The following is a 12,235-nucleotide window of genomic DNA, read 5'->3' on the forward strand; positions in this document are numbered from 1 at the left end:
ATAATCACAATCGATCAGATCTAAACGTTCTTCGCGCGGATGCGGCTTAAGGTTTCGCGGGTAACCCCAAGATAAGAGGCTAATTGCGATAGTGGTACCCGCTGTAACAAACGCGGGCTGTTTTGCTCAATAAAGCGATACCGTTCAGTAGGGGTGTAGATCTTAAATAGCTTGCTGTGCTCTTCGGAGGCTAACAGCAGGTTAATAGCTAGCCGCCGGAAATACCTCCCAAGCTCCGGATGGTCAACAAGTTTAGGTGATAATGATCTGAAATTAATTATCCATACTTCTGCATCTTCTGCAGCTTCAATATTAAATTCAGAAGATTGCCTGCTGCGGTAGCTATTTAAATTTGCCGTAAAATTACCTTCAAAAGTAAAATTCAGGTTTATCTGCACGTCATCTTTGTTGTAATAGGACCGTAAATAGCCTTTGTTAACCAGATAAAATACTTTGCAAACCTCACCCTCCTTTAGTACGATATCGCCTTTTTTAAAGAATTGCATTTGCGCGCTACTGATCAATAAGTTCTTGTCTTCAGCGGGTAAATCCAAAACTTTATCAATATAAAGCTCAAGCGTGTTTGTATCCATACTTACAATACAAATATCTTTATTTTGCCGGCATTAGCAAATGAATAATCACCCTGTAAGATCTAACAAATTAAAGAAATTTTATTCTGATAAATTCTCATCAGTAATTTTGAATCTCGCTATAAAACTAAATGTTTTCATGCCAAAATCATCTAACATCCTGCTAATAATCTATAATATAACAGTATGTATTATCCCTTAAATTGCATCCTGATAAGCTTTAAGGTAATCTGTGCTTAAAATTGCATTTTTCACAGTTAAATCATACACCGAAGGGCTAGTTCCAATTATAATATTTGAACAGAAAATGCGAGTAGGCCTTTTTATTCCGTGTTATGTCGACCAGTTTTATCCTCGTGCGGCAATTGCTACGCTGCAATTACTCGAAAAACTGGGAGTTGAAGTTGTTTATCCTAAAAACCAAACCTGTTGCGGGCAACCGATGGCCAACTCTGGTTTTGAGTATTTAACAGGCGGTTGTAATAATTTATTTATCGAAAATTTCGAGGAATTTGATTACGTGGTTTGTCCTTCGGGCAGCTGTGTTTTACATATCAAACATCATTTACATTCAACTGCTAATGAAGCTGCTGCGGTAGCCTTACGCGATAAAGTATACGAACTTACCGAATTTATGACCGATATATTAAAGGTTGAAAAACTGGAAGCAACATTTCCGCACAAAGTCGGGCTGCATCAAAGCTGCCATGGGCAACGCGGTTTACACCTGTCGCAAATGACTGAATTGGTTGCTGACGATTTCTCGAAACCGCGCCAATTATTAAATATGGTTGAGGGTTTGGAGTTGATGACGCTTGATCGTAAAGATGAATGCTGTGGCTTTGGAGGTACATTTTGCGTGGCCGAAGAAGCGGTATCTGTAAAAATGGGGCAGGACAGGGTAGCCGATCACCTGAAACATGGAGTAGAATATATTACCTCTGCCGATCTTTCGTGCCTGATGCATATGGAAGGCATATTACACAGGCAGGGCAGTAAAGTAAACGTAATTCATATTGCCGAAATATTAAACGGCAGCAAAAATTAAGGAGATGAGTGCAGCAACTAAGGATCACGCGGAATTAGCGGAAGTATTTAATAAAGATAATGAACGTGTTGACTGGCACGATGAAACCCTTTGGTGGATAAGACAAAAGCGTGATATAGCCGTACATAAACTTCCGGAATGGGAATTATTACGGGAGACTGCTTCGCAGATCAAAAATAATGTGCTCTCCAATTTAAGTAATTACCTGCAGGAGTTTGAAAAAAATGCCTTGGCCAACGGCATTCAGATACACTGGGCTGCTGATGCTAAAGAACATAATGCGATTGTGCTTGAGCTTATTCAACAGAATGGCATAACTCAAATGGTAAAAAGCAAATCAATGCTTACCGAGGAATGCCATTTGAATGAGCACCTGGAAGCAAATGGTATTGGTGTGATCGACTCTGACCTCGGTGAGCGGATAGTACAGTTAGCTAAAGAAATGCCCAGCCATATTGTATTGCCCTGCATCCATAAAAAAAAGGAAGAAATAGGAGACCTGTTCCATATCCATTTAAATACACCAAAAGGTAATGCCGATCCACAATTTTTAACTGAAACAGCACGGCAGCATCTTCGCGACACTTTTTTAACCCGCAAGGCTGCACTTACCGGAGTAAACTTCGCGGTAGCTGAAACCGGTGAATTTGTGGTTTGCACCAATGAAGGGAATGCCGATATGGGTGCGCATTTAGCCGATGTACACATTGCCAGCATGGGGATTGAAAAGATCATCCCTGAAAGAAAACATTTAGGTGTTTTTCTGCGCTTGTTAACGCGAAGCGCTACGGGGCAGCCTATAACAACTTACTCCAGCCATTTTGTTAAGCCGCGCAAGGGGAAGCAAATGCATATTATTTTAGTTGATAATGGCAGAAGTGTACAATTGGGCCGGGAGGATTTTCGTAACTCATTAAAATGTATTCGTTGTGGCGCTTGTATGAATACCTGCCCGGTTTATCGTCGCAGCGGCGGGCATAGCTATCATTATGCAATTTCAGGGCCTATTGGCTCCATCCTGGCGCCAAACCTGGACATGGAAAAATATGCTGATCTGCCATTTGCATCAACGCTTTGCGGCTCATGCTCCAATGTATGCCCTGTAAAAATTGATATTCACGACCAGCTTTATAAATGGCGGCAGGTGATCGTTAAAAATGGTTACGTGCCAGCTGCAAAAAAAGCAAGTATGCAGGCAATGGCCTGGGTGCTGGCTTCACCGGGCAAATACCACATGGCTGGTAAAGTAGCAAGGTTTACCATGAAGTTGGCACCTTTTGCGGTTAATAATCAGTTAAACCCATGGTACAAACATCGTGATATGCCCGAAGTGCCCAAACAGTCTTTTGGCGAATGGTATAGCAAAAACAGAAAATAAAATAACCTAAATTTTAGTAAAAGTGAATACCAGGGATAAAATTTTATCGGCAGTAAATCAAAACCAACCGGCATTTGTCGGATTGCCTGATATTGATCTTTTAAAAGGCGATCATACTGATCTGACCGCTAAATTTATCAATACCATAACCGCGATCGGCGGTAAGGTGGTTACGGTAAAAAGCATAGCAGATGTCCGCTACTACCTATTAAAAAGTAAGGTTCCTGACAGTCGTGAGATTACAACCGTGCCGCTTTTGGGCGACATTATGGAGTTAATCACCAGTACGACCAAACAAACCCACAGCCTGGAAAACGTTGACTACGCTATTATTGAAGCAAACTTTGCAGTAGCCGAGAATGGCGCTGTATGGGTAACCGAAGACAGGTTATTCTCAAGGGTACTGCCATTTATTTGCCAGTATTTGGCGGTAATTGTAAATGCGCAAAGCATTGTACCAACCATGCACGAGGCTTATGCTAATATCGGTAATGATAAATATGGTTTCGGGACATTTATCGCAGGCCCGTCAAAAACTGCTGATATTGAGCAATCGTTGGTATTAGGGGCACACGGCCCACGTACAATGACCGTTTTCCTGATCGAATGAAAATTATTGAAAGCTGTAATCCCAATCATCAGTGCGGAATGAAGAGACAGGCAAACCGTCGGTGCCAAAAAGATCCCCTACAACAAAGTCTTTAAAGGCATAACGTACGGCAACAGGTTTTGCCACCTGGCTATTGCTTACCGTTACATAAGCGCCGCTTATTTCCGCTTTGGCAGGATAGAAATGTTTATCCTCTCCGGCTATTTCAAATGTATTCAACTCCTTTAAAAATGAGGTTAGCCCGTTAACGGCATATTTAAACTTAATGATAGCAGAACTACCCTTTATGGTCATGGAGTCATAGGCCGGGCTATGGTAGCCAAAACCGTTTATTCCGTAGACTTCAGCCAAAGCAAGATAAGCCAAACGTTCGCCAACTTGTTGTTTTCTTGGTGGATGGATAGTTGCTTCTTCGCCGATATCCATGGTTACTGCCATTCCAGAGTTAGGAATTTTATTTTCTGCTAAACGCTGTACATCACGTACAAAAGCAGAGTTATATTTGCCGCCTTTATGGTAAGGCGGTAACTGCGCATAGTTATAAGGTGCTATCTGCACATAATAAAAAGGAAAATTGCCGATACCCCATTTCTGGCGCAGATTCTTTACAAAATCAACAAACAGGGAATCATATTGCGCCGGAAAATCATAATTAGATTCGCCCTGGTACCAGATGGTGCCCTTTATGCCGTAACCAATTACGCCATGTAACATGGCATTATACAAGGTAGTTGGCGTACGGCTAACTTCTTTAATAGAATCGGTAAGGGTTGGTATTTTAATTTCCGGATAAGGCTTTAACTCTTCTGCATCCATCCACGCTTGTATTGATGATCCGGCATAGGCACAGCAAATTAAACCGACAGGTACATTCAGCATCTTATTCAACAATCGTCCATAATAATATCCTGCCGAACTAAACTTAGCCACCGATTCTGGCGATGCTATCTGCCATTGGCTTGGTTTTATATCTGCTTGGAGCGCAATTGTTGAACCATGCGGTACGTTAAACAAACGAATAGTTGGATTTTTCGATTCCAGAATTGCTTCGTTCGAGTTCAATATAGGCTGGCTTTTATAACCTTTCATTGGTATTTCCATGTTTGATTGTCCGGCGCAAAGCCAAACTTCGCCAATTAGCACGTTATTTAGTATTAATGGTTTGCCATCACTTATGGTTACCTGGTAAGGGCCGCCATAAGCAGGTGTTGTTACCTTTACCATAAATTTACCTGTTGCATCCGCATCGGTTTTATATGTTTTTTTATCCCAAGATGTTGTAATGCTAATATGGCTACCCGCTTTATCCCAACCCCAAAACGGTACGGCTGATTGTTGCTGTAATACCATGTTATCAGTAAACAAACCGGCCATTTTTGCCTGGGCATCAACTTTACAAATATTAAATGCGAGGCATAATAGCATTGCGAATATCAAACGACGTAAATTCATTTTTAAAGATTTTGTGCCTGTGGTTATTTTATTACGAAAAATAAATCAGGCTATAATTGGTTCTCTTTACCAAATGTAAATTATCTTTTTTTTATTGTTGATGTGATTCGGCTGATAAGGTAAGATTGTATAATCATTGGATAATTCATTTTAATTTATGGCAATAAATGCGGGTAACTTTACTTTCAACAATTATTCTGCTTGCCAATTGCAGCATAAACTAAATTTAATCATGAAGAAAACATATATTATTTGCGCCGGCCTTGCCGCGATATTATTTACTACCAATTTATTTGCGCAAACTCCCGCAAGTCCTAAAACAGAAACTAAACCAAACAAGAATGACCCTGGGGTAAAAGCTGATCAATTTGTAGCCGCACTTAATCTTGCCGATACGGCTAAGGCATCAAGGGTAAAGACGGTTATTTTAACACACATGATAGCTGTTCGGGACTGGCACAATAGTCATTCATACAATTTAGTGCCCGAAGGTGCCGACCCAATAAATGGAAAAGTTTATACCCAGTTACAACGCCAGTTTATCATTGATTCCACCATACCTAAAACCGTGCATGATGCGTTAATGGCTGGTTTAAAACAAGATCTTACTGAAGATCAAATTGCAGTGATATTAGACAAGTATACCATTGGGAAACTTGAGTTTACTATGAACGGTTATAAGGCCATTCTGCCTGATATGTCGCCGGCTGATGAAGCTTTTATCATGAAAGAACTAAAAGAAGCGAGGGAAGAAGCTGTTGATTACAAGGATGTGAAGAACGAAATGTCGACCATCTTTAAAATACACAAAACTCATGTTGAGGATTATATCTACAGCAGCGGCCGTAACTGGAAAACCATTTATAAGTCTTATGTAGATAAGGTAATTGCTGCTAAAAAAGCCGGCAAAGGCACCAGCGAACCGGTTGAAAACTAAGTTGTTGTAGGGTGCGGAATTGAATAATACTTCAATTCCACCAAATCAGAAGGCAAGGATTTACCATTCCATTGATGATGTATAGCTATCGCGGTTCCTACCGCAGTAGCCTGCGCCATAGATGCCGCAAAAACTTCCAGTTCAGGAAAAGCATTTGCTAACAAGTTCATGTAGATAGAATTCTTACTGAAGCCACCATCTACAAAGATTCTGCGCACATTTGTGCCTTGTAATATTCGGCTGGTTGATTTATACTGCTGGTCCATAATGTCAAGAATCAACTGATGGTACGCCTCTGTATAATTTTTAAATGAATCTAAGTTTCTTTTTGAAAATGCAGACTCATGGCTCGAAACAGGTTGCAAACCGGGATCTTGATCTTGTTTAAGCTTTTTGATAATATCCTGATCATAAGCTATTGATTTAAACAAGGAAGTATTTACATCAAAATGAGCCGCGATCTTTTTTACCTGGATCTCATGCTCATTACCGGCAAACAGGCGTGATGCTTTTACAGGCGAACCTTTGTACTGCATATAACACAAGCAATCATTATCCAAATCCTCGTCCGTCAGCGGCAAATTATTGAATGGATTTAAACTGATACACCAGGTACCGGTGCTTATCAATATAAAAGGCTCGTTAAAATTTACAAGATAGGGGATTAAAGCGGCCGAGCTATCATGCAAGCCAACGCCGGCAATGAATTCATGATCGCCCATTTTGCCCGGCAGTATATTGTAGGCAGGTATTACCGGTGCGAATTTTTTGTCAAGTCCTTCTTTGTAAACCCAATCGTGGTAATCATTTTTTTCAAAATCCCATAAACCGGTATGGCAGCCAATACTTGTAATATCTGTATAGGTTTTACCGGTTAACAAAAAACTTAGATATTGAGGTAAGTGAAGACTGTATTTTATCTTGTGGTACAACTCCGGCTTTTTATATTTAAGGCGGTATAATTGCATGCCCGAATTCAAATTACCTAAAACAGGTGACGAAGTTTCCCGCGCCAACTTTGCTTCGCCGCCGTATGTATTGTAGAATTGCCATTTTAGCTCAGCGGGGAATTCCTTCAGGTAATTATACAAAGGTGCTACCGGCTTAAAATTTTCATCCAGGTGCACAAAGCTGGCGCCGTAGGTTGAAAAATTAACCGCTTTGATCTCGAATTGATCGAGTTTGAAAACTTCACGAAGCGATTCAAAAACAGATAATTCCAGGCTTTCTAAATTTTCGCACGGATCGCCATCTTCGTCAACAGTTTCAATAAAGCGAGCGCACTTTTCGTAAACCATCTGGTAATGCTCATCAAAAAGAAAAAGCTTTTTGTTGGTTTTACCTACATCAAATATGGCTATTACTGGTATACTCATTGTTTTCTTTAAGCCCTTTTTTGGAGAGGATTTAGGAGAGGTTTATAATCCGGTGGCTACCGTTTTTAATCCGCGTTCTTTAATCAGGTTTTCTCTTACTTTTAAACTTCTGTAAGTTTTTATGGGATCGATAGCGCCGCCATTACGTAAACTTGCTTCAGCAACTAATGGCCTTACATCGGTACGATAAGCGGTTTGCAATATTTCCTGCGCAAGCGATACGTCATTATTTTTTTGCGCTGCGGATAAGGAAGCCTTATCAATTAAAAGTGCTTGTGCATAAGCTATTTTTATAGCCTGTACAGATTGCAGCAAATCTTCGATAGGATCCTTTAAATTATGCGAGGCATCTATCATCCAGCCTATGTCAGTTGCATGGTTCATACCCCGGGCATCCATGCCTTCAACCAGCTCATTAAATATCAGGAACAATTGATATGGGTTGATGCTGCCTACGGTCAAGTCATCATCACCATATTTCGAATCATTAAAATGGAATCCGGCAAGTTTGCCTTCCATCAGCAATAATGATACGATCTGCTCAATATTGGTACCCTGCAAGTGGTGACCAAGATCAACCAATGTTTTTGCCTTGTCGCCCAATTTAGATGCTAATAGGTATGATTGCCCCCAATCGCCGATTGTGGTGGAGTAGAAGTTAGGCTCGTATGGTTTATATTCAACCCAAACTTTCCAATCATCAGGTAATGCCTCGTAAATTTCCTGCAAACTCTCCAATGTGTTTTTGAAAGCGTTACGGAAGTTAAGCTGTCCCGGAAAATTAGAGCCATCAGCCAGCCAAACAGATAAGGCTTTTGAATTTAACTCGATGCCATATTTAATCACCTCGATGTTGTGGTCTACAGCCTGTTTGCGTACAGCTTTATCCACATGGTGTAACGAGCCAAACTTGTAGCTGTGTTTTTGATCTTTTTGATCCTGGAATGTATTAGAGTTCACTGCATCAAAGTGTAAACCATTTTGCGCAGCCAAAGCTTTAATAGCTTGCGCGTTATCAGGAATATCCCATGGAATATGCAAAGAAATAGAATTGCTTGATTTGTTCAGTGCATGGATAACACCAACATCTTCGATCTTTTCTTCCAAACTGCGCGGTTCTCCGCCACCCGAGAAACGGCCAAAACGTGTGCCTCCTGTACCCAAAGCCCAGCTTGGTATCGCGATGTTGAATGCAGCCAATTTATGCATTATATCGTCCAGTTTCTGTACGTCGGCAGCCACATAATTAAACTGTTGCTGATGTTTGCCGATGAGCACATTGTTAAGCTCATCAACTTTATATTTATCTATTTGCATAAGCCCCTCCCAAACCCTCCCCGGCAGGGAGGACTTTAAATCGTTAAATTATTATGGTTATATAATTATTAATGTTTGTTTTTTCAAAAAATCTCCGCATCCGGGAAAAAATTTCAAGGGGGGCTTATCTTACAAATCCTGCAGCTACGCCACCATCTACATTGATCACGTTTCCGGTTGATTTATTTAACAAACCACCTGTTAATGCGAAGCAGGCATTGGCAATATCAAGCGGAAGGATAACCTCGTTCAATAAAGTTCTTTTAGCATAATAGGCAGGTAATTCTTCAACAGTTACGCCATAAGCTTTGGCGCGGCCTTCAGCCCAGCCACCTGCCCAAATATTGCTGTCGCTAATCACGGCATCCGGGTTGATTACATTCACACGGATATGGTCTGCGCCTAACTCGGCGGCATTTAGTCTGCTTAAATGTAATTGCGCGGCTTTAGCGCTACCGTAGCCGGCGTTATTAGGCCCGCTTACTAATGCATTTTTGCTTACAATGTTGATGATATCACCACCGATAGCTTGTTTCTTCATCACCCCAACGGCTGCCTGTGTAACCAGGAACTGGCCTTTTACCAATACATCATATAATAAGTCCCAATCTTTTTCAGTATGGTCAGCAATAGATTTAGAGATAGATAAACCTGCGTTATTTACAATCAGATCCACACCACCAAAAGCTAAAATGGCTGTTGCAATGGCTTCCTGAATTTGCTCTCCGTTAGTAACATCCAGCATAGCAGTTGTATAGGCATCTTTGCCATATTTTTTTTTAAACTCTTCACCTGCGCCTTCCAGGCGTTCAGCATTCATGTCATTCAAAACAACTACGGCACCTTCCTCTACCAGTTTTTTAGCGATTGCTTTACCAATACCGCCAGCGCTGCCTGTAATTAAAGCAACACGGCCGGACAATGCCTTTGGTTTAGGCATGCGCGATAATTTAGCTTCTTCCAATAACCAATATTCAATATCGAAAGCTTCCTGGCGTGGCAATGAGGTGTACTCTGAAATTGCTTCAGCGCCTTTCATTACGTTAATGGCGTTGATGTAAAATTCAGCGGCTACACGGGCAGTCTGTTTATCCTTTGCAAAGGTGAACATGCCTACACCCGGGTATAATATAACAACCGGGTTCGCATCACGAATTTCCGGGCTGTTTGGATGTTTACAGGTGTTGTAATAGTCCTCGTACATTTTGCGGTAAGCTTCAAAAGCCGGAGCTAATTTTGCTTTGATCGCGTTTACGTCGCTTAAATCTTCACCGGCCTCCAATTCCAAAACCAGCGGACTAATCTTAGTGCGCAGGAAGTGATCCGGGCAACTGGTACCCATTGGCGCTAAACGCTCCAGATCATTTGAGTTGGTATATTCTAAAACACGTGCATCATCTGTAAAATGACCGATCATCTGCACTTTTGATGAGCAAAAACCACGCAGTATAGGTGCTAATGCAACCGCTTGTTTCTTACGATCTTCAGCAGGCAGGCTTTCCAGTTTTTGGCCTCCAAATATTGGTCCTTTTTTACCGTAGTTTTGTTCCAGGTAGTCAGCACATTTTTCAATTACCTCAAGGGTATTCATGTAACTTTCATAAGCGGTATCGCCCCAGGTAAATAAGCCGTGAGAGCCTAACATGATACCGCGGATATTCGGGCTGGCATCTAAACAAGCTTTTAATTGTAATCCCAGATCAAAACCAGGGCGTTGCCAGTCAACCCAGCCTATTGCACCGTCAAATAGTTCTTCAGTTATTTTTTTACCATCTTTTGCTGCCGCAATAGCAATAGCCGCATCCGGGTGCAAGTGGTCAATATGTTTAAAAGGTAAAAAGCCATGCAATGGGGTATCGATAGATGGTGCTTTTGAATTCAAATCGAAAATGCTGTGGTTAAATAGCTCTACCATTTCATCTTCAAACTCAATACCATGGTATACGTTTTTTAAACTGCGCAACCTATCAACATATAATGCCGCCAGTCCGCTTTTTTTCAAAGTACCGATGTCGCCACCTGATCCTTTAATCCACATCACCTCAACCTCTTTACCGGTAAGCGGGTCTTTATCCATTACTTTACACGAAGTATTGCCGCCACCGTAATTGGTAAGGCGAAGATCGGCTCCTAATAAGTTTGAGCGGTATATTAACAGGGCTACCTCATCGCCGGCTAATTCAGCCGCCTTGGCATCGTCCCATAAATAACTTACATGCTTAAATTGTGTTGTGCTAACAGACATAATATTTATTGATTGAGTTTTTATTTTCTTAATTTAATGTTAAAACTTGTTTTTGACTGGGCAACTTCTTTGTCCTTTATTGAATTCCCTTTACCTACTACTAAAACCGATAGAATAATAACCGCTATACCTGCTATAACGGTTAGTAATGCCTTTTTGCTTACACCTTTCCATTCTTTTAATACAAGGCCCCAAGCGTTAGCTATAAGTATGATGAATGCCATGTGTAAGATCCACGAGCTGGCGCCATTACCCAGCCTGCTTTCACCCATGCCATAAAAAAAGAACTGCAAAAACCAGGTTGTACCTGCCAATGCCGAGAAAATATAGTTTTTAAGAAGGGGAGTCTTTTGATCGGTATAATCACCAAACGTTTTATTGCGGGCATTGAGTATCATACACCAAATAAAGTTGGTAGTCAATCCGCCCCAAAGTATAACAATGTAAACCACGTTATTCTGAAAAAGGAAATTGCCCTGCCCTTGATGTGCTGCCATCCAAACGGTATTTGCCTGGTCAGCCATGGTTTTACCGGCTTCAATACCAAAATTAAAACAGGCACTTAACACACCTGATACAATAGCTACGGCAATACCCAAGCCAAAACGGTAATCTTTATTATCAGCAACATCGGCTTTGCCGGCCATTAATTCTTTCTCTTTCATCATCCCGGCTTTACCGCAAATAATTATACCTACTACAGTTAAAGCAATGCCCAGTAAAACCAGTTGCCCCCAATGCGAGGTGGCTAAGTCGGTAATGGTATCTTTCCCTGCCTGCGGAACGAAATTGTAATAAACAGATGGTATAATGGAGCCAAATACGGCGCATAAGCCCAATATGATAGTACTGCCTAAGGATACACCAAGATAGCGAACGCCTAAACCATAAGTTAAGCCTCCTATACCCCAGAGTAAACCGAAAAAATAGGTCAGCAATAAAATACTGCCATTGGTATCATGGATGATCTCGGCAAAATGAGGGATGGTTAGCCAGGCAGCCAAAGGTGGTACAATCAGCCACGAAAACAGGCCACCCACTATCCAATAGCTTTCCCATGCCCAGCCTTTAACCTTTTTGTAAGGGATATAAAAACTGCCGGAGGCAAACCCGCCAATGAAGTGGAAAATAACACCAAAAATAACTTGCATCTATAAAAGGTTTATAAAAATTGGCTAACAATAAACAGTACTAACGGCAAATATTATCTTAAAATATCATGAGCCGGTTTATGTTTTAAAGCTGGACGGAATTAAACAAATTGCCTGATTTTTCGTTC

General features: G+C 41.1%; 10 protein-coding genes. 4 read left to right on the top strand and 6 right to left on the bottom strand.

Features of this window, described 5'->3' with window-relative positions; translation table 11 throughout:
• Window positions 1–20 precede the first annotated feature (20 nt).
• Complete coding sequence (locus ACYZ0U_RS07825) at window positions 21–593, bottom strand: Crp/Fnr family transcriptional regulator (RefSeq protein ID WP_461451524.1); 573 nt, start codon at window positions 591–593, stop codon at window positions 21–23.
• Window positions 594–900: 307 nt separating this feature from the next.
• On the opposite strand from ACYZ0U_RS07825, the gene ACYZ0U_RS07830 reads away from it, so the two are divergent.
• From ACYZ0U_RS07830 to ACYZ0U_RS07840, 3 genes are read left to right on the top strand one after another with little or no spacing between them, the layout of a single operon-like run.
• The gene (locus tag ACYZ0U_RS07830; RefSeq protein ID WP_461451525.1) at window positions 901–1,641 is read left to right on the top strand and encodes a (Fe-S)-binding protein; all 741 of its coding nucleotides are present in this window, start codon (window positions 901–903) and stop codon (window positions 1,639–1,641) included.
• Between the two features lie 4 nt (window positions 1,642–1,645).
• Window positions 1,646–3,019 carry a lactate utilization protein B gene (locus tag ACYZ0U_RS07835; protein ID WP_461451526.1) on the top strand — a complete coding sequence of 458 codons (1,374 nt, stop codon included), beginning with the start codon at window positions 1,646–1,648 and terminating at the stop codon, window positions 3,017–3,019.
• 22 nt (window positions 3,020–3,041) lie between these two features.
• Window positions 3,042–3,629 carry a LutC/YkgG family protein gene (locus ACYZ0U_RS07840; protein ID WP_461451527.1) on the top strand — a complete coding sequence of 196 codons (588 nt, stop codon included), beginning with the start codon at window positions 3,042–3,044 and terminating at the stop codon, window positions 3,627–3,629.
• 3 nt (window positions 3,630–3,632) lie between these two features.
• Here ACYZ0U_RS07840 and ACYZ0U_RS07845 read toward each other — a convergent pair whose 3' ends face one another.
• Window positions 3,633–5,081: a sialate O-acetylesterase gene (locus ACYZ0U_RS07845; protein WP_461451528.1), complete on the bottom strand. Its 1,449-nt coding sequence runs from the start codon at window positions 5,079–5,081 to the stop codon at window positions 3,633–3,635.
• Between the two features lie 232 nt (window positions 5,082–5,313).
• Between ACYZ0U_RS07845 and ACYZ0U_RS07850 the strand changes: the two genes are divergently transcribed.
• A complete protein-coding gene (locus tag ACYZ0U_RS07850; RefSeq protein ID WP_461451529.1) occupies window positions 5,314–6,018 on the top strand; it encodes a DUF3826 domain-containing protein in 705 nt (234 codons plus the stop codon).
• On the opposite strand, the gene ACYZ0U_RS07855 is transcribed toward ACYZ0U_RS07850, so the two are convergent.
• From ACYZ0U_RS07855 to rhaT, 4 genes are all read right to left on the bottom strand, one after another.
• Window positions 6,015–7,394: an FGGY-family carbohydrate kinase gene (locus ACYZ0U_RS07855; RefSeq protein ID WP_461451530.1), complete on the bottom strand. Its 1,380-nt coding sequence runs from the start codon at window positions 7,392–7,394 to the stop codon at window positions 6,015–6,017. The genes ACYZ0U_RS07850 and ACYZ0U_RS07855 overlap by 4 nt on opposite strands.
• Window positions 7,395–7,436: 42 nt before the next feature.
• Complete coding sequence (locus ACYZ0U_RS07860) at window positions 7,437–8,711, bottom strand: TIM barrel protein (RefSeq protein WP_461451531.1); 1,275 nt, start codon at window positions 8,709–8,711, stop codon at window positions 7,437–7,439.
• Window positions 8,712–8,835: 124 nt separating this feature from the next.
• Window positions 8,836–10,956, bottom strand: coding sequence for a bifunctional aldolase/short-chain dehydrogenase (locus tag ACYZ0U_RS07865; protein ID WP_461451532.1), 2,121 nt, complete (start codon window positions 10,954–10,956; stop codon window positions 8,836–8,838).
• A gap of 20 nt (window positions 10,957–10,976) precedes the next feature.
• Window positions 10,977–12,107: an L-rhamnose/proton symporter RhaT gene (rhaT, locus tag ACYZ0U_RS07870; RefSeq protein ID WP_461451533.1), complete on the bottom strand. Its 1,131-nt coding sequence runs from the start codon at window positions 12,105–12,107 to the stop codon at window positions 10,977–10,979.
• Between the last annotated feature and the right edge of the window lie 128 nt (window positions 12,108–12,235).

This window comes from Mucilaginibacter sp. (assembly GCF_965225845.1).
Classification (GTDB): Bacteria; Bacteroidota; Bacteroidia; order Sphingobacteriales; family Sphingobacteriaceae; genus Mucilaginibacter.